A 23,108-nucleotide genomic window follows, 5' to 3' on the forward strand; every position below is an offset into this window, starting at 1 on the left:
GGCGGGCACGGCACCAGCATCGGCGGCATCATCGTCGACGGCGGCAATTTCGACTGGGATCTGCATCCCGAGCGCCAGCCGGCCCTGCACCGGCCCGACCCGTCCTATCACGGCGCCGTCTGGGTGGAGGCGGCCAAGCCGCTGGGCCCGATCGCCTATGTGCTGAAGGCGCGCACCACGCTGCAGCGGGATCTCGGCGCGGCCTATTCGCCCTTCAACGCCTTCCTCACCCTGCTGGGCGTCGAGACGCTGCCGCTGCGCATCCGCGAGCACAGCCGCAACGCCGAGGCCGTCGCGGACTGGCTGGCCGGGCGGCCGGAGGTGACGCGCGTCATCCATCCCAAGCATCTCAAGGGCGAGGCGGCGGCGCGGACGCGGAAGTACCTCACGCAAGGCTTCGGCGGGCTGCTCGGCTTCGAGCTGGCCGGCGGGCGCGAGGCGGGGCAGCGCTTCATCGATTCCCTGAAGCTGCTCTATCACGTGGCGAATATCGGCGATGCGCGCAGCCTGGCGATCCATCCGGCCAGCACCACGCATTCCCAGCTGACGCCGGAGGAGCAGGCCAGGGCCGGCGTTTCGCCGGGCTATGTGCGCCTGTCCATCGGCATCGAGCATATCGACGACATCCTGGCGGACCTCTCCCAGGCCCTCGACAACGCCGCCGGCACGCCGTTGCGCGCCGCCGCCGAGTGAGGCGCCGCCATGCCCGCCCTGCGCGTCGTGGAGAGCCTCCGCGATGCCCCGATGTTCACGCTCGCCTGGCGCAGCGCCGCGGTCTTCACCGCGGCGCTGGCGCTCATCTCGCTGAGCGGGCTCGCCGCGCCATGACGGGACGATGTGGCGCGCGGCCTGTCTGATCCGCCATTCCTTCGAAACCCACGCGAAAAGGAGCTACCCATGCCCGCCATCCTGCAAGTGAACTACCGGCCGAGCGCCGCGCAGCAGCAGACCTCCTTCGCCGCCCGCCAAGCCTCGGCCGAGCGCATCAACGCGCTGCCGGGCTTTCGCTGGAAGATCTGGATCGGCAGCGCCGAGACCGGCCTGCGGGGCGGCATCTACCTGTTCGACGATGCCGCCAGCGCCAGCAGCTGGGCCGAGCAGGTCTCGAAAGCCCTGACGGAAGCCGGCGGCACGGAGCTGACCGCCCGCGTCTTCGAGGTGAACGACGAGCTGAGCGCCTTCACCCATGCCCCGATCGGCGAGGCCGCCACGGCCTGACGCAAGCCCATGCCCGCGACGCACCCCATGGCCGAGGCCCGGCATCTGCCGACGCCGGGTCATCGGGAGCATCGGGCCGGGCGATCATTAAAGTCACCAAGGAGAGTGCTGCGATGACGGTCCGGGTAAGGGACGGGAAGCCAATTGGAGGAACCGGGTCTGCCGCGCGACCTGGGCGGCGGGCGGTCCTGGCCGCCATGGCCTTCTCGGGCCTGTCGACGGCCGCCGCCGCGCAAGGCGGCGGCCCCGCCTTTCCAAGCCGCCCGCTCTCGATCGTCGTGCCCTATACGAGCGGCAGCAGCGTGGACACGATCGCGCGGCGCGTGGCGGAAAGGTTGAGCGGCGAACTGGGCCAGCCCGTCGTCGTCGAGAACCGTCCCGGCGCCTCGACCACCATCGCCACGGCCTATGTGGCGCGCGCCAGGGCCGATGGGCACACGCTGCTCTTCGGAACGCCTGCCCTCTCGATCAATCCCGTGCTCCAGCCGCAACTTCCGCCCGGCGATCCGCGCCGCGTCCTGGTCCCGGTCGGACGCATCGCCGTCACGCCCTTCGCGATCATCGTCGGCCCCTCCGTCGAGGCGAACAGCCTCGAGGAGCTGGTGACCTGGGCCAAGCGCCATCCGGGCGAGCTGACCGTCGCGATCACGGGCGCCGCGACCGTCATGCGAATGGCAGTGGAGCTGCTCGCGCGGCGCGCGGAGATCCAGATCACCTATGTGCCCTATAATGGCGGCAGCGGCGTCGTCGACATTCTCGCGGGTCGCGTCCATGTCGGCTTCATACAGACGCCGGATATCGGCGCGCTGCGCCAGGAGCGCGGCTTGCGCGTCCTGGCGGTCACTTCCGCGGAGCGCGTGGCCTCCCTCCCAGACGTTCAGGCGATCGGCGAGGTCTATCCCGGATACGCCGTGACGAGCTGGAACGGTCTCTTCGCGCCGGCCGGCACGCCGGAGCCCGTGCTGGAGCGCCTCAACGCGGCGCTGAGGCTCGTGCTGGCCAACCCGGATCTACGCGCCGGTTTCGAGAGGGTGGACGTGGCCCTGGTCGCCGGAAGCCGCGCCGATCTCGGCGATCATCTCGACCGCGAGATCCGCCAATGGACGGCGCTGCACGAGCAGGCCGCCATCGCGGTCGAATAGGGCGCGCCGGAACGGAACCCATCCAGGTCGCGCTCGGATGCCCCGTTCGAGAGGGCACCGCCTCTCGTGTCAGTAGCCGGCGTCCCGGTCGGACTTCAGCCGGGCAGCGCTCCGCTCGGCCGCCGGGCCATGACCACCCCCACCAGGCGTGCCCATGATCACGATGTCCCCCTGCGCGAGCACGTATTGCCGCTTGGGATCCACCGCCTCGCCATTGATGCGCAGCATGCCCGGCGCCCCCGCCGTGCCGCCCTCGATGCCGAAGGCCGGAAACTTCGTCCGCTCCGCCAGGAAGGACACCGCGATGGGACTTTCGGACCGGCTCTCGATCATTACCTCCTGGCCCAACCCGCCGCGGTGACGGCCGGCCCCGCCGCTGCCGGAGCGCAGGCGCTTGTAGTGGACCCGAAGGGGGGCGATGTGCTCCGTGATCTCGATCGGCGTCGAGGAGACGTTCGACGGCCAGGACAGACAGGACAGGCCGTCGCCCCGGATATTCGCGCCCATGCCGCCATTGAAGAAGAACATGTTCGCATAGGGCTTTCCGGCCGCGTTCACGCCGGACTGGTTCATGCCCCACATGGGCGAGCCGCAGGCGGCCATCACGCGTTCCGGCACCACCTGGCCGAGGCAGCCGAAGACCAGCATCGGAAGATAATGGCCGATCAGCATGCGCGAGCCGCCGGAAGCCGGGAACACCGGATTGACGATGCAGCCCGCCGGCGCCTCGACCTTGATGGGGCGCCAGGCGCCCTCGTTATTGGGCAGGTTGGGGCTGGTGCAGACCTTCACCCCATACATCGTCATCGCATAGGTGTAGCAGAGCGCGCAGTTGATCGCCCGGTCCACCTGGGGATCCGTGCCGCTGTAATCGGCCGTGATCGTGTCGCCCTTGATGGTGAGGGCGAGGCGCAGGGTGATCGGCTTGTCCATCAGCCCGTCGGTCTGGAGCGAGCTCGAATAGGTGCCATCCGGCAGGGCCGCGATGGCCGCGCGCATCGCCGTCTCGCAGCGCGAATGGATTTCCGCGGCCAGGTCGCGCAGGTGGTCGAGATTGGCCTGCTCCATCAGGACGAGCAGACGCTCCTCCATCAGATCCAGCGCCACCACCTGCGCCCAGAGGTCGCCCATCGTCTGGTCCGGCGTGCGGACGTTCTTGCGGATGATCGCGACCAGGGTGTCGTCCTGCACGCCCGCCCGCATCAGCTTCATCGGCGGGATCTGCAGCCCCTCCTCGAAGACCTCGCGCGGCTCGGGGCTGCGGATCTTGCCGCCGATATCCGGGGCATGCGCGGTGGAGGCGCTGAAGGCCACCAGCCGGCCGTTGCGGAAGATGGGCTTGGCAACCGTGATGTCCGGCAGATGCCCCGTGCCGAGCCACAGATCATTGGTGATCAGCACGTCGCCCGGCTGGAGCGTCTCCGTCGGGAAGTGGCGGATGAAATGCTTCACCGTCTCCGGCAGCGTTCCGATGAAGCTCGGGATGCTCTCCGTCGCCTGTACCAGCGACTGGCCGTCGGCATCGGTCACCACGCAGGAGAAGTCGTAGCTCTCCCGCACCAGAGTGGAGAAGCTCGTGCGCACCAGCGCCGCCGCGGCCTCGTCCACCAGGGAGATGAGGCGGCGCCAGAAGAGCTCGATCTCGATGGCGTCGAAACGCCTCACGTCCTGCGCCGGGCTCATGCCACTCGCTCCGCCAGAATGGATCCGTCGGGCAGCACGCTGATGCGCGCGTCGGGCCCGACGATGAAGGTGCTTTCGTTCTCTTCGAAGACCGCGGGGCCGTCGAGCTGCGCGCCCGGGGCGAGCGCGTACCGGTCGTAGACGGGCGTATCGACCCGTCCCGTCTCGGGGAAATGGACGGAGCGACGGCCCTTCAGGGCGGCGCCGCCCGGCCGGCCGCTGGCGATCAGCAGCTTCCCGCCCGCGCCCGGCATGGGCGCCGAGACCGAGAGGCGGAGCGCCACGAACTGCACATTGGCCCCCGGCGGCGTGCGGCCGAAGAGCTGGCGGTAGGCGACCTCGAAGGCGACCATCACGGAAGCCTCGTCCAGCACCTCCGGCAGGACGACCGTGATCTCGGAGCCCTGGCCGACATAGCGCATATCGGCCAACCGCCGCAGGCTGCGCTGGGCAAGGTCGGCCCCCGTATCGGCGACGATAGCGACCGCCTCCGTCTCCAGATCCTCGAAGATCGCGGCGATCTCGATCCAGTTGGCCTTGGCCAGCACCTCGTTGCGCGAGGCCACGCGGTCGATGCGCGCCGAGGCCATGAGCATGCCGATGGTGCTCCCCGCCCCTGCCCCCGGCGGACAGACGACGCGCGAGATGCCGAGCTTCGTCGCGACGTTCCAGGCATGCACGGGCGCCGCGCCGCCGGTCGCGAGAAGCGCGTAGTCGCGCGGGATGCGGCCGCGCTCGGCGATGGCGACGCGGGCCGCGCCGGCCATGTTCTCGTTCACCACGTCATGGATGCCCGGCGCGCCCCGCCCGGCTTCCAGGCCGAGACGAACCGAAAGCTCCTCAAGGGCCGAGACGGCGGGCGCAGGATCGATGCGCATGGTACCGCCGAGGAAGAATTCCGGATTCAGATAGCCGAGTGCGAGATCGCTGTCGGTCACCGTCGGCTCCGTGCCGCCGCGGCCATAGCAGACGGGACCCGGCTGGGCGCCGGCGCTCTCGGGGCCGACATGCAGCGTGCCCAGCTCGGAGGGGCGGGCGATGGAGCCGCCGCCGGCGCCGATCTCGATGAGCTCGACCGTGGCGATCTGGATCGGCAGGCCGGAGCCGCGCAGGAAACGCTTGGCCCGCGCCGCCTCGAAGCCCCAGGCCACGAGCGGCTCGCCGTCATCCACCAGCGCCAGCTTGGCGGTGGTGCCGCCCATGTCGAAGGCCAGCACCCGCTCGAGCCCCGCATGGCGGCCGAACCAGGCCCCGGCCAGGGCGCCGGCCGCCGGGCCGCTCTCCAGCAGCTGCACCGGCGCGCGCTTGGCCTCGGCCACATGGGTCAGGCCGCCATTGGACAGCATCAGGAAGAGGCTGCCCGGGATGCCGGCGCTCTTCAGCGCGGCCTCCAGTGTGTCGAGATAGGTTTCGGCGATGGGCCGCACATAGGCGTTGGCGGCCGTGGTGACGGCGCGCGGATATTCGCGGATCTCGGGCGCGATGTCGCAGGACAGCGAGAGGGACAGCCGCGGGAAGCGCGCCGCGATGGCCTCGGCGGCCAGCCGCTCATGCACGGGGTTGGCGTAGGAATGCAGGAAGCAGATGGCGAGGCTGGTGACGCCCTGCGCGACCAGATCGGCCACCTCGGCCAGCATGGCCTCGACATCCAGCGCGATCTCGATGCTGCCATCGGGTGCCAGGCGCTCGCGCGCTTCGCGGCGCCAGGGGCGCGGGACCAGCGGCTGCGGCATTTCGAGGAAGAGGTCGTAGAGCTCGTATTTCCGCTCGCGCGCGATCTCCAGCACATCGGCGAAGCCGGCCGTGGTGATCAGGCCGGTCGGCGCGCCCTTCCGCTCGATCAGCGCGTTGGTGAAGAGCGTCGTGGCATGCACGACGCGCCCGATGGCGCCGGCCTGCGTGCCGCTGCGCCGCAGCAGCTGGCGCAGGCCCTCAATCGCGCCCCGCGAGGGATCGTCGGGCGTCGTGCTTTCCTTCCAGATGGAGGCGCGCCCGTCGGTGGGGTCGAGGATGACGAGGTCGGTGAAGGTTCCACCGATATCGATGCCCAGCGATAGCGAGCCGGGCCTGTGCGATGCAGTCATGGGGATTCCTGAAGTCACGGATGATCTGGAGTGGCCGTCAGTCGCCACGGATGTTGTTGGCGCGGACCACGTCCCGCCAGCGCGCGCGGTCGCGGAGGATGCGCTGCTCGAAGGTTGCGCCGGCCTCGGCGAGCGGAAGCAGGCCACGGTCGACGAGGGTCCTGGAGGTCTGCGGATCGGCGACGACGGCGCCGAACAGCTCGCCCAGCCCATCGCGGATCTCGGCGGGCAGACCGGCCGGACCGGCGAGGCCGAACCAGTTGTTGATCTCCATGGTCGGCATGCGCAGCGCGAGCGGCGCGAGCTGCGGCGCCAGCGGCGAGGGCTCGCGCGCCGTCACGCCCAGGCCCTTGAGCTGGCCGCCCAGGATCTGCTGCGCGACCTCGGCCACATTGGCCACCATCATGTCCACGCGCCCGGCGGAGACGTCGAGCGTGGCCGGGGCGCCGCCGCGATAGGGGATATGCGTCATCTCGACGCCCGCCGCGCCGCAGAACAGCGCGCCGCCGAGGTGGTTGATGGAGCCGTTGCCCGAGGAGGCGTAGGTCGCCGCGCCGTTGCGGGACTTCGCATAGGCGATCAGCCCGTCCACGTCGCTGAAGGGCGCGTCCGGGCGCACCACCAGGGCCATGGGCGTGCCCGCCAGGGTGCAGACGGGCGTCAGCTCGCGGTCCAGGTCCATCGGCAGGGGGACGCCGGGGATGGCGGGCAGCACGCTCATCATCCCCATGATGGCGCTGCACAGCGTGCTGCCGTCCGGCGCGCTGCGGGCAGCGGCCTGGGCGGCGATGATGCCATAGGCGCCGCTCCGGCTCTCGGGGATGATCTGGATGCCGTGCAGGCGGTGCACGCCCTCGGCCACGACGCGCACCAGCACGTCGACGGCGCCGCCGGGCGGGTAGCCCACCAGGATCCGGATGGGTTGCCCGGGCCGCCAGGCGGCGCGCGCGGGCTGGGTCAGGGCCGCGGGGGCGGCGGCCGCACCGGCCAAAAGGGCTCGGCGCGCTAAGCGGACATGCGTCATTTCATCACCTCCAGGCGAGGCCGGATGTGTCTGGCATCTTCTTCCCCTGGCCTCCCGGGTCATGCCCGGGCGGTCCTTGATGGTTTTGCGGATCATGCGAATCCCGCATGCATTTCCGGCCCACCACGGGAGAATTTCCCGAAGCTCCCCTGTACGCAACTGAAACTTCCACATACTTTAATGACGTTCTGGAATTAACTATCCAATGCGCCGTCATGTACCTCCCACCGCGGCACTCCAGGCCTTCGAGGCCTGCGCGCGCCATCTCAGCGTCACCCGCGCCGCCGAGGAGCTGCGGCTCACCCAGAGCGCGGTCAGCCGGCAGCTGGCCGGGCTGGAGGCGACGCTCGGCCTTCGCCTCTTCCAGCGCGTCCGCCAGCGCCTGGTCCTCACCCCGGCCGGCGCGGCCTATGCGCCAAGGGTGCGCGTCGTGCTGTCGCGGCTGGAGGGCGCGACGCGCGAGCTGCTGGCCCATCGCGGCACGGGCGGCACGCTGAACCTCGCCGTCTCCCCCACCTTCGGGGCGCGCTGGCTCATGCCGCGCCTGCCCGCCTTTCGCGCCGCCTATCCGGGCGTGATGCTGAACTTCATGAACTACACCACGCGGCTGACGCCGCTCGACTTCGCGGCCGAGGATGTGGACGCGGCGATGCTGCTGTCCGAGGCCGAGGTGCCGGGCATCCTCCGGCACCCCCTGGTCGCCGATGCCCGCCTCCCCGTCTGCGCCCCCGCCATTGCCGAGCGGCTGCGCCGGCCCGAGGACCTGGCCCGCGAGACCCTGATCCAGCAGACCACGCGGCCGCGCAGCTGGCTGGAATGGCTCGATCAGGGGGCGATCGACGGCGTGGACGGGCTGCGCGGACCGCTGATGCAGCACACGGCCATGGTGGCGGCGGCCTGCGTGGCGGGCCTGGGCGTGGCCCTGCTGCCGCGCTTCCTGCTGGAGCAGGAGTTCGCCCTCGGCCAGCTGGCGGCCCCCTTCGGACGCGATCTCGCCGGCCCGGCGGCCTATAGCCTCGCCTATCCGGAGGCCGCGGAGGCGCTGCCCGCGCTGCGCGCCTTTCGCCAATGGCTGACGACGCAGGTCGCGAAGGGCTGATCCGGCGGGGTCCACGGGTCTTGCCAAATCTATGTATACATGGATTCATATCGCCATGAGATGGGATGATGCCTCCGCGATCAGCGACCGCTCGCCGCCCGGCGTCACGGCCTCGGAGGTCGTGTTCCGGCGCCTGCTGCATGCGATTATCTCCGGCGAGCTGGCGCCCGAATGCCTGGAGACCGAGGAGCGCCTCGCCGCCCGCTACGAGGTCAGCCGCACGCCGCTGCGCGACGCGATCCGCCGGCTGGAACAGCTGCGCCTCCTGCAGCGCGAGCCGCGCGGCCTGCGCATCCCGCCCCTCTCCCTGGAGGAGATGCTCGACCTCTCCCTGACCCGCGAGGTGCTCGAAGGCCTGCTCGCCGCCTCCTCCGCGCGGCGGATCGCGAAGGGCGTCGCGAATGCCGCGCGGCTGCGGCAGATCCATATCCGGCATCTCCAGGTCCAGGCGCTGGGCGATGCGGAGCTGACGCTTTCCGTGGGCCTCGACTTTCACGAGGAGCTGCGGCGGCTCGCGGCCAACCACTCCGCTGCCGCCTGCCACGAGCAGGTGATGCTGGGCTTCGAACGCTATCGCCATCTCGCCAGCCGGGTGCCGCAACGGCCGGGGCTGATCGGCGAGGAGCATTCGGAAATCCTCGACGCCATCGAGGCCGGCGATGCGCCGGCCGCCGAAGCGGCCATGCGGCGCCACATCGCCGCCGGCCGCGACCTCTATGCGCGCGTGCTCTCGGGCATGCTCGCACCCTAACCAAAAAAGAACGCCGCACCGGGATCAAATCGGACAAGGAAAATCATGCTTCGCCACATCCTGGCTGCCTCCGTCGCAGCCTGTCTCTCCTGGAGCGCGCAAGCGCAGAACTTCCCCACGCGCCCCGTGCGCATCGTCGTGCCGCTGGCGCCCGGCGGCTCGGCCGACGTGCTGGCCCGCATCGTGGGTGAGCAACTCGGCACCCGCTGGGGCCAGCCCGTGGTGGTGGAGAACCGCCCCGGCGCCGGCGGCAATATCGGCGCCGAGGCCGTCGCGCGCTCGCCGGGCGACGGCTACACGCTGCTGCTCGGCACGCTCGGCATCCACGCCGCCAGCGCCATCTATCCGCGGCTGAGCTACGATCCCGCGCGCGAGCTGGCCCCGGTGACGGTGCTGGGCGAGCTGCCCAATGTCATCATCGTGAACCCCTCCTTGCCCGCGCGGAATCTGCGCGAGCTGCTGGAACTCGCGCGCGCCCGCCCCGGCGCGCTGAGCTTCGGCTCCGCCGGCAACGGCAGCTCGACCCATCTGGCCGGCGAGGCCTTCCTGCTGGCCGCGCGCGTGCAGATCGCGCATGTCCCCTATCGCGGCAGCGGCCCGGCGCTGAACGACCTCGTCGCCGGCAATATCCAGGTGATGTTCGAGAACCTGCCGACCGTGCCGCCGCTCGCCCAGGCCGGCTCCGTGCGGCCGCTCGCCGTCACTTCCGGGCATCGCTCGCCCGCCATGCCCGACGTGCCGACCGCCGAGGAGGCCGGCCTGCCCGGCTATGTCGCCACCGCCTGGCTCGCCCTCGCCGCCCCCGCCAGCGTCCCCGCCCCGCTGCTCGAGCGCCTGAACGCCGACACCCGCGCCGTTCTGGCCGAGCCCGCCCTGCGCGAGCGCCTCGCCGGCCTCGGCATCACGCCCGTGGGCGGCACCGTCGCCGAATCCCGCGCCTTCTTCGCCTCGGAGACCGAAAAGTGGAATCGCGTCATCCAGGCCGCCGGCATCCGGCTGAACTGAGGACATCATGACCACGCGCTTCGACCCCGTCACGCTCGAGCTGCTCTGGACCCGCCTCGTCTCCATCGTGGACGAGGCGGCGGCCGCGCTGCTGCGCACCTCCTTCTCCGTCATCGTGCGCGAGAGCCACGACTTCGCCTGCGTGCTGACCGACGCGCGCGGCCATTCCCTGGTGCAGGCGACGGACGGCGTGCCGTCCTTCCTCTGCACGACGCCGCGCACCATCGGGCACTTCCTGAAGGAGTTCCCGCCCGAGACGCTGCGCGAGGGCGATATCCTCATCACCAACGACATCTGGCTCGGCACCGGCCATCTGCCGGACATCACGGTGGCCAAGCCGATCTTCCTGAACGGCAGGCTGATGGCCTTTGCCGGATCGGTCGCGCATGCGCCCGACATCGGCGGGCGCATCCGCACGGCGGAATCGCGCGAGGTCTACGAGGAAGGCCTGCAGATCCCGATCATGAAGGTGGTGCGCGAGGGCACGATCGACGACACCTTCGTCCGCTTCCTGCGCAAGAACACCCGCGTGCCCGACCAGGTGATGGGCGATCTCTACGCCCAGTTCACCGCGCTCGACCTCATGGAGCGCCGCCTGCGCGGCCTGCTCGTCGAGCACGGGATGGACGACCTCGTGGAGCTGGCGGACGAGATCCAGTCACGCTCCGAGCAGGCGACCCGCAAGGCGATCCGCGCCGTGCCCGACGGCGTCTATCACGCCGAGGTGGTGACGGACGGGCTGGAGCAGCCGATCCGCCTGAAGCTCGCGCTGCACAAGCAGGGCGACAGCATCATGGCCGACTATGCCGGCACCGACCCGCAGGTGCCGCGCGGCATCAACGTCTGCCTTGCCTATACGATGGCCTACACGGCCTTCGCGGTGAAGGCGGCGCTCTGCCCCGAGGTTCCGAACAACGAGGGCGCCTTCCGCCCCATCACGGTCTCGGCCCCCCTCGGCTGCATCCTGAACTCCACCCCGCCTGCGGCCGGCGCGAACCGCGCGCTGACCGGACACTTCATCCCGCCCATGATCCTGCAGGCCCTGGCCGGCGCCCTGCCGGACCGGGTGATCGCGGGCGTCGGCTCGCCGTTGTGGAGCCTGAATTTCGCGGGCGTGCGGGCGGACGGCTCGCCGATCGCGAACCAGTTCTTCATGAATGGCGGCTATGGCGCGGGCGCGGCGCACGACGGAGCGAACGTGCTGAGCTGGCCCTCAAACGTCTCGGCCGCGCCGGTCGAGATGATCGAGCAGGGCGCGCCCTTCCGCATCCGCCACCGCCGTTTGCGCGTCGACACGGGCGGCACGGGCGAGCATCGCGGCGGCACCGGCCAGGAATGGGCCTTCGAGAGCCGCTCCGCCACGCCGGTCGCCATCACCTTCATGGCCGAGCGCACGCGGCAGGAGGCCGCCGCCCCTGGCCTTGCCGGCGGCGGCGCGGGCGCGCCCGGCGGCGTGCTGATCGATGGCGTCCTGGTCGATCCCAAGCGCCAGCACATCCTGGCGCCCGGCAGCACGGTCGAGCTGCGGACCCCCGGCGGCGGTGGCTACGGCGACCCCGCGCAACGTGACGCGGCCTTGGCCGCGCAGGACATCGAGGACGGCCTCGTGCGCAGCACGGCGGACGATAGCGTGCGCAGCACGACGGATGATCGCGTGACGGAGAAGCAGGCATGAGCGCGCTGGCCATCGATATCGGCGGTACCTTCACGGATATCGTCCATTACGACGACGCCTCCGGCCGCTTCGTCGCCCATAAGGAGCTGACCACGCCCTCCGATCCGGCGCATGGCGTCGTCGCGGGCATCGGGCATCTCTTCGCGGCCGAAGGCATCGACGCGGCGAAGGTGAACCGCGTGGTGCATGCCACGACGCTCTTCACCAATGCGCTGATCGAGCGGCGCGGCGCGGTGACGGGCCTGCTGACCACGCAGGGCTTCCGCGACACGCTGGAGATCGGTCACGAGCGCAAGTACGAGCTCTACGACCTGCATCTGCCGCTGCCCCAGCCGCTGGTCCGCCGCGCCCTGCGGCTGGAGGCGCTGGAGCGCCTCGCGCCCGATGGCACAGTCGAGATTCCGCTGGACGAGGCGAGCGTCCTCGCCGCGGCGGATGCGCTGGTGGCCAAGGAGGTCAAATCCCTCGCCATCTGCTTCCTGCACTCCTACGCCAATCCGGCGCATGAACGTGCGGCGGCGCGGCTGATCGCCGAGCGGCATCCGGGGCTCATCCTCTCGCTTTCCAGCGACGTCTCGCCGCAGATCCGCGAATTCGACCGCAGCTCCACCACCGTCGCCAATGCCTATGTGAAGCCGCTCGCGGAGAAGTACCTGAACCGGCTTTCCGGCGACCTGGCCGGCCTGGGCATCGCGGCGCCGCTCTTCATGATGCTGTCCAATGGCGGGCTGACCCATGTGGACGAGGCCAAGCGCGTGCCCATCCAGCTGCTGGAAAGCGGCCCGGCCGCGGGCGCCCTCTCGGCGGCCTTCTTCGGGCAGCGGTCCGGCAAGCGCGACCTGCTGGCTTTCGACCTCGGCGGCACCACCGCCAAGCTCGCGCTGGTGCATGGCGGCGAACCGCTGGTGGTCCACAAGTTCGAGGCGGGACGCGAGCGCCGCTTCACCACGGGCAGCGGCCTGCCGCTGAACATCTCGACCATCGAGCTGATCGAGATCGGCGCCGGCGGCGGCTCCATTGCCGCGCATGACGCGCTGGGCCTGCTGAAGGTCGGCCCGCGCAGCGCCGGCTCCGTGCCCGGCCCCGCCTGCTACGCGCGCGGCGGCACCGAGCCGACCGTGACCGATGGCAACCTGCTGCTGGGCTATCTCGACGCCGACACCTTCGCCGGCGGCACGATGAAGCTGAGCACCCAGGCGGCCGAGACGGCGGTCGGCGGGCTGGCGGCACAGACCGGCCTCGACCTCTCCCGCACGGCGTCGGGCATCCATGCCGTGGTGAACGAGACCATGGCCGCCGCGGCCCGCATCCATGTGGCCGAACAGGGCCATGATCCGCGCGACTTCGCGCTGCTCGTCACCGGCGGCGGCGGGCCGCTGCATGGTTGCGAGCTGGCGCGCCGCCTGGGCATCTCGCAGGTGATCTGCCCGCCGGGCGCGGGCGTGGCCTCGGCGCTGGGCCTGCTGCTGGCCCCGGCTCGCGTGGACCGGGTGGCGACCGTGACGCGCCGCCTCGACGGGCTCGACTGGGCCGCCCTCGATGCCGAATACGCCGGACTGGAGGCCGAGGCGCGCGCCGTCATCGGCGCCACGCTCGGCGCGACGGCGGCGCTCGCGATCCGCCGCTCGGCCGACCTGCGCTTCGTCGGCCAAGGCTATGAGCTCATCACCGAGCTTCCGGCCGGCCCCTACGGCCCGGGCACCGAGGCGGCGATCCGCGCGGCCTTCGAAACCGGCTACGAACGCGTGTTCTCGCGGCGTCCGGCCGTGGCGGCGGTGGAGATCATCAACATCCGGGTTTCGGTCACCGGCGGCACCGCCGAGGGCGTGCTCGATCCGGAGGTGCCCGTCACCACGCAGGGCGCGGCCCAGACCGGCACGCGCCAGGTCTGCTTCGGCGACACGCCCTATTCCGCCCCGGTGCTGGACCGCCGCCGCCTCCCGGCGGGCTCCGAGGTCATGGGCCCGGCGATCATCGAGGAAGCCATGTCCACCCTGCTGATCCCGCCCGGCGCCCGTGCGCAGGTCGAGGCCGGCGGCAATATCGTCATCCACCTGGCGCAACCCGCCACCGCGGGCGCGCGCGAAAGGGAAGCCGTCTGATGTCGCTCCCGCTTTCTCACATCAAGGTCCTGGATCTCACCCGCGTGCGCTCCGGCCCCACCTGCGTACGCCAGCTCGCCGATTGGGGTGCGGATTGCATCAAGATCGAGGCGCCGGACGAGATCGACACCGGCAAGGGCATGGGCGGAGCGCGCCACGGCCCCGACTTCCAGCACGTCCATCGCAACAAGCGCAGCATCACGCTCAACCTCAAGAAGCCGCAGGGGCTGACCGTCTTCCAGCGCCTCGTCGCGCAAGCCGATGTGGTGGTGGAGAACTACCGCCCCGACGTGAAGGACCGCTTGGGCATCAACTACGAAGCGCTGGCGGCCATCAATCCGCGCATCATCCTGGGCTCCATCTCGGGCTTCGGCCAGGATGGGCCCTATGCGCGCCGTCCTGGTTTCGACCAGATCGCCCAGGGCATGGGCGGGCTGATGAGCGTGACGGGCCTTCCGGGCCAGGGGCCGGTGCGCGTCGGCATCCCGGTGGCGGACCTCACCTCCGGCATGTTCTGCGCCATCGGCATCCTCACCGCGCTGATCGATCGCGAGAAGACCGGCAAGGGCCGCTGGGTCCATACCTCGCTGCTCGAATCCATGATCGCGATGATGGACTTCCAGGCCACGCGCTGGACCATGAAGGGCGAAGTGCCGCAGCAGGCCGGCAACGACCATCCCACCACCGTGCCCACCGGGCTGTTCCACACGGCCGATGGCGTGATCAACCTCGCCGCCGGTGGCGACGAGATGTGGCGCCGCATCGTCGAGACGCTGGGGCTGGAAGAGGAAACCAAGGCGCCGGAGCTGGCGACCGAGAAGGCCCGCTCCGCCCATCGTGCCAAGGTCAACGCGACGCTGCAGGCCAAGCTGCTGGGCGACACGGCCGCGAACTGGATAGAGCGGCTGAACAAGGCGGGCGTGCCGACCGGCCCGGTCTATTCGATGGACCAGGTCTTCGCCGATACCCAGGTGCAGCATCTGGGGCTCACCTTCCCGGTGCGGCATCCAACGCTGGGCGAGATCAATCTCGTGCGCACGCCGATCCAGATGCCGGGGGTGCAGAACCCGCGGAAGCCGACGCCGGACCGGGGCGAGCACACGGACACGGTGCTGGCCGAATTCGGCTTCTCGGCCGAGGAGATCGCCACCCTGCGCGCGGAGAAGGCCCTGTGAGCGAGCTGATCCACTTCGAGGTTTCGGCCGGCATTGCCCGGCTGACATTGAACAATCCGCGCCGGCTCAACGCCGTCAATGCGGAGATGTGGCAGGCCCTGCCCGGCTTCCTGGCGAAGGTGGCGGACGACCCGGCCATCCGCGTGCTGGTCCTGGCCGGCGCCGGCGAACGCGCCTTCTGCACCGGCAACGACATCAGCGAGTTCGACACCGTCCGGGCCGACCCCGAGGCCGCTGCCCGCTACAACGGCTGGCAGCGCGAGGTCGCGAACGCGCTGCAGCGGATGGAGAAGCCGATCATTGCCGCGATGCACGGCTATTGCCTCGGCGCCGGCTTCGAATTCGCGCTGATGTCCGACTTCCGGCACGCCTCGGCCGACACGCGCGTCGGCATCCCGGCCGTAAAGCTGGGCCTGCCCTATCGTCTCGAGGATATCGAGAAGGTCGCCGATGTGGTGGGCCTTGCCCGCGCGCGCGAGATGGTGCTGCTCGGCCGGCAGTATGGCGGGGAGGAGCTGCTCGGCCTCGGTCTTGTGCAGCGCGTGCTGCCCGACCTCGCGGCTATGGAGGAAGCCGTGGCGGCGCTGGCGGCGGAACTCGCGGCCAATGCGCCGCTCAGCCTGCGCGCCGCGAAGATCGCCTTCCAGGAACTGGCGCGCCGCGACGGCCCGCCCGACCGCACCAGGACGCAGGTGGCGGAAGATCGCTGCTACGCGAGCCGCGACTATGCGGAGGGGCGCGTGGCCAAGGCGGAGAAGAGACCGCCGGCGTTCCTCGGGGTCTGAGCCGGCCGTCCTGCACGCGGAGCGTCGATGCCTCCTGGAGGAAGCCGGGGACGCTTTGCGCGCAGGCCTGGCGCGTTGCCGTGCAGGCGCCGGAGCAGCGCATTGGCCAGCGGCCGATCCAGATGCCGACGATCCTGTCGCGCGAGAAGGTCCATTAGGCTCTGCTGAGCACAGCGGAACCAATCCTGACGAGCCCCCCTACTGGTCCTGGCAGCGTCGGCGCTACTTCCGACTTGATGAAGAGCGCGTCCAGCGGGGGCGGGTTCTCCAAGATCAGCGCCGCGCATTTCAACGGGTCGAAGGCTCGGAACAAAGGCGGCCCCAGTTTCGAGCGCGAGATCGGTCCTGTGCGGTGCCTCGTAAGGCACGGAAATGCCGGATCCTCCCGGACATGGCGTTAGAGGCCCGCCACCAGACTGGCATCGGCGATCAGCGCGATGGCCGATGGCTCCCGCGGGGCCATTCTGATCAACCGGCCCCAAACCATCCCCGGCAGTGACCGCAGCTACGGCGGATCGCACAGTTCTCCCTACGCTGCGCAGCAGGATGCTAGCCTGAGATCGGGAGGGCACCTCAGGGCCTCGCCCGACGGCAGCTAAGGAGCGGGCAGATGGCCGTACTTCGGGAATGTCGACGCCTGTGTGCAGGCCTGCTCGGCCTCTGGTTTTCCGCGATGTTCCCGCTTGAGCCTGCCGCGGCTGCCGATCCGGCCGCCGTGCCGGTGCGCGTGGCCTCGGTTCGCAACGCCGATGTCCCCGTCACGCTGGAATGCATCGGCACGGTTCAGGCCTTCACCAGCGTCACCATCCGCGCCCAGGTCGATGGCATCCTGCAGCAGGTCGCCTTCACGGAGGGCCAGGCGGTCCGTGCCGGCGACGTGCTGGCGCGGATCGACCCTCGCCCCTTCCAGGCGGCGCTCGACCAGGCCCAGGCCAAGCGGGACCAGGACCAGGCACAGCTGGAGAACGCCCGGCTGAACCTGCAGCGCTTCCAGGGCGTGGGCGACTTCGCCTCCCGCCAGCAGGTCGCGACGCAGCAGGCGATGGTCTCGCAGCTCGAGGCGCAGGTGCGTGGCGACGAGGCGGCCATCGAGAACGCGCGCACGCAGCTGGGCTATGCCACGATCACCGCCCCCATGGACGGCATCACCGGCATCCGCCTGGTCGATCAGGGCAATTTGCTGCGCGCGACGGATGCGACGGGAATCGTGGTGCTCAATCAGATCCGGCCGATCTCGGTGACCTTCACCCTGCCGGCGGAGGCGCTGCCGGATATCCGCCAGGCCATGGCGGCGGAGCCGCTCGGCGTGACCGTGCTGGAACGCCAGGGCCAGCGCACGCTCGGCACCGGGACGCTGGCCCTCGTGGACAACCAGATCGATCAGGCCACCGGCACCATCCGCCTGAAGGCGACGCTGCCCAACACGGACAGCGCCCTCTGGCCGGGCCAGTTCGTGAACGTCCAGCTGCTACTGCGCACCGATCGCGGCGTCCCCACCCTGCCGGGCACGGCCATCCAGCGCGGCCCGGACGGGAACTGGGTCTATATCCTGCAGGCCGACGGCACGGTCGTGGTGCAGGCCGTCACCGTGAACCGCTTCGCCGACGGCAGGGCCGTGATCGCGCCCGGCCTCGATCCCGCCGCGCGCGTGGTCACCTCCGGGCAGTTCCGCCTCTCACCCGGCGCCCGGGCCGAGGTGGCGACGCCATGAACGTCTGCGCCCCCTTCATCGCCCGGCCGGTGGCGACCATCCTGCTGATGGTGGCCTTCCTCGGCCTGGGGCTCGCGGCCTATCCGCTGCTGCCGGTGGCGCCGCTGCCGCAGGTGGACTTCCCGACCATCCAGGTGACGACGCTGCTGCCCGGCGCCAGCCCCGAGACGGTCGCGACCTCGGTGACCGCGCCCCTGGAGCGCCAGTTCGGACAGATCCCGGGCGTCACGCAGATGACCTCCACGAGCGTGCTCGGCACGAGTTCGATCACCGTGCAGTTTGAGCTCTCGCGCAACATCGACGGCGCGGCGCTCGACATCCAGTCGGCCATCAACCAGGCCTCGGGCCAGCTGCCCGCCACGCTGCCCTCCCCGCCGCAGTTCCGGAAGATCAATCCGGCCGACGCGCCGGTCCTCGTGCTGGCCGTGCAGTCGGACCTGCTGCCGCTGACCCAGGTGGACGAATATGCCGAGACGATCCTGGCGCAGCATATCGGCCAGCTCCCGGGCGTGGGCCTGGTCGGTATCGGCGGCCAGCAGAAGCCCTCCATCCGCGTTCAGATCGACCCGGCGAAGGTCGCCTCCATGGGGCTTCAGCTGGAGGATATCCGCACCGCCATCGCCACGCTGACGACCAACGCGCCGCAGGGCTCCATCGAGCGCGCCAACCGTTCCTTCACCATCTACGACAACAGCCAGCTGCTTTCGGCGGAGGCCTGGAGCAACGCCATCCTCGCCTATCGCAACGGCGCGCCCGTCCGGCTGCGCAACATCGGCCAGGCCGTGGCGGCGGCGGAGAACGCCCGCCTCGCCGCCTTCGCCAACGGCAAGCCGGCCATCCTGCTCACCATCACGCGGGTGCCCGGCGCGAATGTGATCGCGACCGTGGACGGCGTGATGGCCGCTTTGCCGGCACTCCAGGCCGCCATCCCACCCACCATCCGCATCACCGTGCTGAGCGACCGCACGCAGACCATCCGTGCCTCGGTCAGGGACGTGCAGTTCACGCTGATGCTCACCATCGCGCTCGTGGTCGGGGTGATCTTCGTCTTCCTGCGCAACCTGCGGGCCACGGTCATCCCGGCGGTGACCGTGCCGGTCGCGCTCGTGGCCACCTTCGGCGTGATGTACGCGCTGGGCTACAGCCTCGACAATCTGTCGCTGATGGCGCTGGCGATCGCCGTCGGCTTCGTCGTGGACGATGCCATCGTCATGCTCGAGAACATCGAACGCCACGTCGAGGGCGGAATGGCGCCGATGGAAGCGGCGCATCGCGGCTCCGGCGAGATCAGCTTCACCATCATCTCCATCAGCATCTCGCTCATCGCGGTGTTCATTCCGCTCTTCCTGCTCTCGGGCCTGGTCGGGCGGCTGTTCCGCGAATTCGCCGTGACGGTGGCCGCGACCATCGTCGTCTCGGTCATCGTCTCGCTTACGCTCACGCCGATGATGGCCGGGCGCCTGCTGCGGCCGCATGGCGAGGTCCGGCACGGGGCCTTGTACCGCGCCTTCGAGCGGGGCTTCGCCGCGCTGCAATCAGGCTACGCGCGCAGCCTCGACGTGGCGCTCCGGCATCGCTTCCTCACGCTGCTGGTCTTCTTCGCGACGGTGGCCGCGACGGGCTACGTCTTCATGCGCATGCCCAAGGGCTTCTTCCCGCAGCAGGACACCGGGCTGGTCCTCGGCACCATCCAGGCCTCGCCCGACGTCTCCTTCCAGCAGATGTCCCAATCCTCGCGGGCGCTGGCGGCGATCGTGCGGAACGACCCGGACGTCGCGCAGGTGGGCATGAGCCTCGGCGCGGGCTCGGGCCTGCCGGAGAATCAGGGGCGCATGTTCATCTCGCTGAAGCCGCGAGGCGAGCGCAGCGCTTCCTCCGCGCAGATCATCAACCGGCTCGGCCCCGAGTTGCGGCGGGTGACAGACGCGGTGCTGTTCCTGCAATCCGTGCAGGACATCAATGTCGGGGGCCGGCTCACCAGCACGCAGTATCAGTTCACCCTGCAGGACGCCGATGCCGCGGAGCTCGACCAATGGGCACCGCGCGTGCTGGCCGCCATGCGCGAGATGCCCATGCTGCGCGACGTCGCGACCGACCAGCAGTCGGGCGGAACCACGCTCACCGTGGAGATCGACCGCGATGCCGCAGGCCGCTACGGCATCTCGCCGCAGGCCATCAACGACACGCTCTACGACGCCTTCGGGCAGCGGCAGGTGGCGCAGTACTTCACCCAGGTGAACGCCTACCACGTGGTGCTGGAGATCCTGCCCTCCATCCAGGCGGATCCCACCGTGCTGCAGCAGATCTTCATCCGCTCGCCGCTGACGGGCCAGCAGGTGCCGATGTCCTCCTTCGCGCATTGGAGCACGGCGCCCACGCGGCCGCTCGCCATCAATCACCAGAGCATGTTCCCGTCGGCCACCATCAGCTTCAACCTGGCGCCGGGCGTGGCGCTCGGCGACGCGGTCACCGCCATCCAGCAGAAGCTGCGGGACCTCAACACGCCCGGCGGGCTGGTGAGCAGCTTCCAGGGCAATGCGCAGGCATTCCAGGCCTCGCTCACCAGCGTGCCGATCCTGGTGCTGGCGGCGCTGGCGGTCGTCTACATCGTGCTCGGCATGCTCTACGAGAGCTTCGTCCATCCGCTGACGATCCTCTCCACGCTGCCCTCCGCGGGCTTCGGCGCGCTGCTGACGCTCTGGGCCTTCGGCTTCGACTTCAGCATCGTGGCGATGATCGGCGTGATCCTGCTGATCGGCATCGTGAAGAAGAACGGGATCATGCTCGCGGACTTCGCGATCCATGCGGAGCGCAACGAAGGAAAAACACCCGAGGAGGCGATCCGCGAGGCCTGCCTGCTGCGCTTCCGCCCGATTTTGATGACCACGGCGGCTGCACTGCTCGGTGGGGTGCCGTTGATGCTGGGCGCCGGCACAGGATCGGAGATCCGCCAGCCGCTCGGCTACGCGATGGTGGGTGGGTTGGCTTTCAGCCAAGCCTTTACGCTCTACACCACGCCCGTCGTCTTCCTTTACCTGTCGCGCCTGCAGGAATGGGCAAAATCGCCGACCTTTCCAGGATTGGGTCGAACGGGCGCGAGGCATGAAACCAAATGAACGGGAAAGCTGCACAAAAGAGCTTTCCGCGGCCCGTCGCTGCCGATGTCTGGCGAATGCAGGCGATCAGAACGCCAGACGACCCTCCGTGATCGTCTGAGGCGCGAAATGCTCGGATCCCCCGATGGATCCAGAGCTCTTCGGGGACGTCATCGAAGGCTTCATCGCCGAAACGCACCTGACCATCGCACGTGCGTGCCAGCCGATCCTATTCCACGACAATGCGCGTCGGCCGCGACAATTCGGCCGCGAAAGGCAGGCGGAGCTGGAAGCGATGCGGCCCTGGCGTCATCGGCCAGTAGACCGTCTCGCCGGGCGCCGCGACGGCGAAGGGTTCGCCGTCCACATACCAGACCATCTGCGCCACGCCGGCCGAGGCCGAGGCGCGCAAAGGCATCCGGTTCAGTGCGGCAGGCAGCTCGGGATTGCGCCAGAACCGCGCATTGTTCTCGGGTGAGAGGATGGACAGGCGCGGGGCGGACGGCTCCGCCGGCAGGGCATGCATCGCGACGACCTCGTCGGCCTGCGGCAGCGTGCCCGGCCGGACCCATTCCGTCAGGGTGCGCCCGCAGCGGCCCCGGTCGGGCCGGCCATCCTGTGCGCAGAGCGCGACCGGCTCCATGCCCGCGGGCGCCGGAAAGCCGCCGTCGACGAGCAGGCCGGGCATGCTGCCGTGCAAGCGCTGCAGGAGGGCATTGGCCAGCGGCCCGGCCGCATTGCCCCCGGTGAGCCCGTCCATCGGCGCATTGTCGGCCCGGCCAAACCAGACGCCGACGATCCAGTCCCGCGAGAAAGCGATCATCCAGGCGTCGCGATAGCCCTGGGAGGTCCCGGTCTTCAGCGCCACGGGGAAAGGAAATTCGGTGGGGCCGTAGCGCGGGAAGCTCGGCAGCCGCGCCTGCGGGTCGGCCAGGAAGAGCGTCACCAGCCGCGCGGCCTCGGCCGAGAGGACCTGCCGCCGGGGCGCCAGGCTCTGGCCCTCGTACCAGTCGAGATCCGCCAGCCAGCCATCGTCGCCCAGCGCCCCATAGGCGCGCATCAGCCGCTCCAGACTCGTGGGCAGGCCGCCGATCGCCATGGAGAGGCCGAAGCGCTCCGGCTGTCCGGCGCCGTCATGCAGGCCCAGGCGCTGCAGCACGCCGAAGCCGGCATCGAGCCCCAGCCGCCGCAGCAGGTTGGTCGCCGGCACGTTGCGGGAATTCGCCAATGCCTGGCGCGGCAGGGATCGGGCCGAGCCAGCCGCCATCCGCATTGGCGATGCCCGAGGCGCCGTCCGGCAGGTCGCCCATGATCTCGGCCGGCGCGAGGTCCGCCGCGCTGCAGGGCCAGCGCATAGAGGAAGGGCTTGAGCGTGCTGCCCGGCGAGCGGCTGGCGCTTGCATAGTCGAAGGCGCCGCCCGGCGTCGTGGCGAAGCCGGCCGATCCCATCGCGGCGATCACCTGCCGGTCGGCCCGGCGGACCACCATCGCGGCCACCTGCTGCGCGCCGCGCGGCCGCAGCGCCTCCAGCTGCGCCTGGGCCAGTTCCTCGACCATGCTCTGCACCCCGAGATCGAGGCGCGTGCGCAGACGGGGATCGCCCGCGTCGAGCGTGGCCGCGCCGTCGCGGGCCAAGGTCGCGCGCAGCCGCGCGATCAGGTGCAGGGCGGCCGGCCGGCGCGGCGGCTGGGCCAGGACGAGCGCCGCCAGCTGCGCGCGCGCCGTGTCGAGCTCGTCGGCCGGGATCGTGCCCTGGGCGGCGAGCGCCGTCAGCGCGCGCTGCCCGCGCGCGATGGCCCGTCTCAGCCCCTCGGGCCGCAGGGGATTGTGCAGGGCCGGCGCCTGGGGGATGGCCGAGAGGAAGGCGATCTCCGCCCAGCTCAGATCCGTGGCCGGCTTGTCGAGATAGAAGCGCGCCGCATGCGCGATGCCGTGGCTGCCATTGCCGTAGGGCACGAGCCGCAGATATTGCTCGAGCACCGCCTCCCGCCCATAGCGCAGCGTCAGCGCGACGGCCGTTCCCGCTTCCAGCGCCTTGGACCAGAGATGGCGCGCGGCCGGCGCCTGCATGCGGGCCACCTGCATGGCGACGGTCGAGGCGCCGGAGCGCACCTCCAGCCCGCGCAGATTCTGCCAGGCGGCACGAAGGACCGACAGCGGATCGACGCCCGGATGCGACCAGAAGCGGCGATCCTCGAGCGCCAGCGTCGCCCGGACGACGCGATCGGGCGGCGGGGCGGCGGCCCAGAAACCGTATTCGGTGTGCCGCGCCCCCTCCACCTCGCGCTCATGGCCGAGCTGGGCGAGGAACTGGCCGTGCCGGTCGGTCAGGAAGGGCGTCGGCGTGGGCGCCTGCAGCACGGCACGCTGCGCGACCAGGACGCCATAGGTGCTCACCAGCGCCAGCGCGCCCAGACCGAGGAGGGCCCACCGCCCGCGCATCACGCCCCTTCGCGATCCGGCGTCACGGCGCAGCTCACGGGTCCACCACCAGTCGCAGCCCGGCGCTGCCGCCCTCCACGCCCGGCCGATACAGCATCACGGCCTCGCCCGGCGGCT

At 70.4% G+C, this 23,108-nt stretch carries 17 protein-coding genes and 1 pseudogene; 13 read left to right on the top strand and 5 right to left on the bottom strand.

Going from position 1 to position 23,108, the window contains the following annotated elements; translation table 11 throughout:
• From ACO057_RS00140 to ACO057_RS00155, 4 genes are all read left to right on the top strand, one after another.
• Nucleotides 1-693: PLP-dependent transferase (locus tag ACO057_RS00140; RefSeq protein ID WP_421988318.1), on the top strand; the 693-nt coding region annotated here is incomplete at its 5' end.
• A 9-nt stretch (nt 694-702) separates the two neighbouring features.
• The gene (locus ACO057_RS00145; protein WP_421988319.1) at nt 703-828 is read left to right on the top strand and encodes a hypothetical protein; all 126 of its coding nucleotides are present in this window, start codon (nt 703-705) and stop codon (nt 826-828) included.
• Nucleotides 829-897: 69 nt separating this feature from the next.
• Nucleotides 898-1,218 carry a YdhR family protein gene (locus ACO057_RS00150; RefSeq protein ID WP_421988320.1) on the top strand — a complete coding sequence of 107 codons (321 nt, stop codon included), beginning with the start codon at nt 898-900 and terminating at the stop codon, nt 1,216-1,218.
• Nucleotides 1,219-1,415: 197 nt separating this feature from the next.
• The gene (locus tag ACO057_RS00155) at nt 1,416-2,360 is read left to right on the top strand and encodes a tripartite tricarboxylate transporter substrate-binding protein (RefSeq protein ID WP_421988321.1); all 945 of its coding nucleotides are present in this window, start codon (nt 1,416-1,418) and stop codon (nt 2,358-2,360) included.
• 69 nt (nt 2,361-2,429) lie between these two features.
• On the opposite strand, the gene ACO057_RS00160 is transcribed toward ACO057_RS00155, so the two are convergent.
• Genes ACO057_RS00160 through ACO057_RS00170 form a run of 3 tightly spaced genes read right to left on the bottom strand, consistent with a single transcriptional unit; the run spans nt 2,430 to nt 7,151 of the window.
• Nucleotides 2,430-4,043 carry a hydantoinase B/oxoprolinase family protein gene (locus ACO057_RS00160; RefSeq protein ID WP_421988322.1) on the bottom strand — a complete coding sequence of 538 codons (1,614 nt, stop codon included), beginning with the start codon at nt 4,041-4,043 and terminating at the stop codon, nt 2,430-2,432.
• Nucleotides 4,040-6,127: a hydantoinase/oxoprolinase family protein gene (locus tag ACO057_RS00165; RefSeq protein ID WP_421988323.1), complete on the bottom strand. Its 2,088-nt coding sequence runs from the start codon at nt 6,125-6,127 to the stop codon at nt 4,040-4,042. The genes ACO057_RS00160 and ACO057_RS00165 overlap by 4 nt, the downstream gene beginning before the upstream one ends.
• A gap of 37 nt (nt 6,128-6,164) precedes the next feature.
• Entirely contained in the window at nt 6,165-7,151 is a 987-nt protein-coding gene (locus tag ACO057_RS00170; RefSeq protein WP_421988324.1) for a Bug family tripartite tricarboxylate transporter substrate binding protein, read from the bottom strand.
• A 205-nt stretch (nt 7,152-7,356) separates the two neighbouring features.
• Between ACO057_RS00170 and ACO057_RS00175 the strand changes: the two genes are divergently transcribed.
• The 9 genes from ACO057_RS00175 to ACO057_RS00215 all read left to right on the top strand — a co-directional run bounded on the left by ACO057_RS00175 (nt 7,357) and on the right by ACO057_RS00215 (nt 20,570).
• Nucleotides 7,357-8,250 carry a LysR substrate-binding domain-containing protein gene (locus tag ACO057_RS00175; protein ID WP_421988325.1) on the top strand — a complete coding sequence of 298 codons (894 nt, stop codon included), beginning with the start codon at nt 7,357-7,359 and terminating at the stop codon, nt 8,248-8,250.
• 55 nt (nt 8,251-8,305) lie between these two features.
• Nucleotides 8,306-9,001 (top strand): GntR family transcriptional regulator, encoded by a 696-nt coding sequence (locus ACO057_RS00180; protein WP_421988326.1) that lies wholly within the window; start codon nt 8,306-8,308, stop codon nt 8,999-9,001.
• 45 nt (nt 9,002-9,046) lie between these two features.
• A complete protein-coding gene (locus tag ACO057_RS00185; protein WP_421988327.1) occupies nt 9,047-10,006 on the top strand; it encodes a Bug family tripartite tricarboxylate transporter substrate binding protein in 960 nt (319 codons plus the stop codon).
• 7 nt (nt 10,007-10,013) lie between these two features.
• A complete protein-coding gene (locus ACO057_RS00190; protein ID WP_421988328.1) occupies nt 10,014-11,681 on the top strand; it encodes a hydantoinase B/oxoprolinase family protein in 1,668 nt (555 codons plus the stop codon).
• Nucleotides 11,678-13,783, top strand: a complete 2,106-nt coding sequence (locus ACO057_RS00195) for a hydantoinase/oxoprolinase family protein (protein WP_421988329.1) — start codon at nt 11,678-11,680, stop codon at nt 13,781-13,783. Before ACO057_RS00190 ends, ACO057_RS00195 begins: the two co-directional genes overlap by 4 nt.
• On the top strand, nt 13,783-14,958 hold the full coding sequence (locus ACO057_RS00200; protein ID WP_421988330.1) for a CaiB/BaiF CoA transferase family protein: 1,176 nt from the start codon (nt 13,783-13,785) through the stop codon (nt 14,956-14,958). Before ACO057_RS00195 ends, ACO057_RS00200 begins: the two co-directional genes overlap by 1 nt.
• Nucleotides 14,955-15,743, top strand: coding sequence for an enoyl-CoA hydratase-related protein (locus tag ACO057_RS00205; RefSeq protein ID WP_421988331.1), 789 nt, complete (start codon nt 14,955-14,957; stop codon nt 15,741-15,743). Before ACO057_RS00200 ends, ACO057_RS00205 begins: the two co-directional genes overlap by 4 nt.
• Before the next feature lie 673 nt (nt 15,744-16,416).
• Nucleotides 16,417-17,454: an efflux RND transporter periplasmic adaptor subunit gene (locus ACO057_RS00210; RefSeq protein ID WP_421988332.1), complete on the top strand. Its 1,038-nt coding sequence runs from the start codon at nt 16,417-16,419 to the stop codon at nt 17,452-17,454.
• Nucleotides 17,451-20,570, top strand: coding sequence for an efflux RND transporter permease subunit (locus ACO057_RS00215; RefSeq protein WP_421988333.1), 3,120 nt, complete (start codon nt 17,451-17,453; stop codon nt 20,568-20,570). Before ACO057_RS00210 ends, ACO057_RS00215 begins: the two co-directional genes overlap by 4 nt.
• 208 nt (nt 20,571-20,778) lie before the next feature.
• Here ACO057_RS00215 and ACO057_RS00220 read toward each other — a convergent pair whose 3' ends face one another.
• Complete coding sequence (locus ACO057_RS00220; protein WP_421988334.1) at nt 20,779-21,759, bottom strand: hypothetical protein; 981 nt, start codon at nt 21,757-21,759, stop codon at nt 20,779-20,781.
• Between the two features lie 629 nt (nt 21,760-22,388).
• Nucleotides 22,389-22,991, bottom strand: a pseudogene (locus ACO057_RS00225) (transglycosylase domain-containing protein); the annotation flags it as partial.
• Nucleotides 22,992-23,108: the final 117 nt, after the last annotated feature.

It is taken from the genome of Roseococcus sp. (assembly GCF_965227005.1).
In the GTDB taxonomy this organism is placed as follows: domain Bacteria; phylum Pseudomonadota; class Alphaproteobacteria; order Acetobacterales; family Acetobacteraceae; genus Roseococcus.

Coding starts and splice junctions, on each gene's coding strand:
- ACO057_RS00190 (WP_421988328.1), top strand. CDS start 10,014: ATGACCACGCGCTTCGACCCCGTCACGCTCGAGCTGCTCTGGACCCGC.
- ACO057_RS00150 (WP_421988320.1), top strand. CDS start 898: ATGCCCGCCATCCTGCAAGTGAACTACCGGCCGAGCGCCGCGCAGCAG.
- ACO057_RS00175 (WP_421988325.1), top strand. CDS start 7,357: ATGCGCCGTCATGTACCTCCCACCGCGGCACTCCAGGCCTTCGAGGCC.
- ACO057_RS00200 (WP_421988330.1), top strand. CDS start 13,783: ATGTCGCTCCCGCTTTCTCACATCAAGGTCCTGGATCTCACCCGCGTG.
- ACO057_RS00160 (WP_421988322.1), bottom strand. CDS start 4,043: ATGAGCCCGGCGCAGGACGTGAGGCGTTTCGACGCCATCGAGATCGAG.
- ACO057_RS00215 (WP_421988333.1), top strand. CDS start 17,451: ATGAACGTCTGCGCCCCCTTCATCGCCCGGCCGGTGGCGACCATCCTG.
- ACO057_RS00165 (WP_421988323.1), bottom strand. CDS start 6,127: ATGACTGCATCGCACAGGCCCGGCTCGCTATCGCTGGGCATCGATATC.
- ACO057_RS00145 (WP_421988319.1), top strand. CDS start 703: ATGCCCGCCCTGCGCGTCGTGGAGAGCCTCCGCGATGCCCCGATGTTC.
- ACO057_RS00180 (WP_421988326.1), top strand. CDS start 8,306: ATGAGATGGGATGATGCCTCCGCGATCAGCGACCGCTCGCCGCCCGGC.
- ACO057_RS00185 (WP_421988327.1), top strand. CDS start 9,047: ATGCTTCGCCACATCCTGGCTGCCTCCGTCGCAGCCTGTCTCTCCTGG.
- ACO057_RS00155 (WP_421988321.1), top strand. CDS start 1,416: ATGGCCTTCTCGGGCCTGTCGACGGCCGCCGCCGCGCAAGGCGGCGGC.
- ACO057_RS00210 (WP_421988332.1), top strand. CDS start 16,417: ATGTTCCCGCTTGAGCCTGCCGCGGCTGCCGATCCGGCCGCCGTGCCG.
- ACO057_RS00195 (WP_421988329.1), top strand. CDS start 11,678: ATGAGCGCGCTGGCCATCGATATCGGCGGTACCTTCACGGATATCGTC.
- ACO057_RS00170 (WP_421988324.1), bottom strand. CDS start 7,151: ATGACGCATGTCCGCTTAGCGCGCCGAGCCCTTTTGGCCGGTGCGGCC.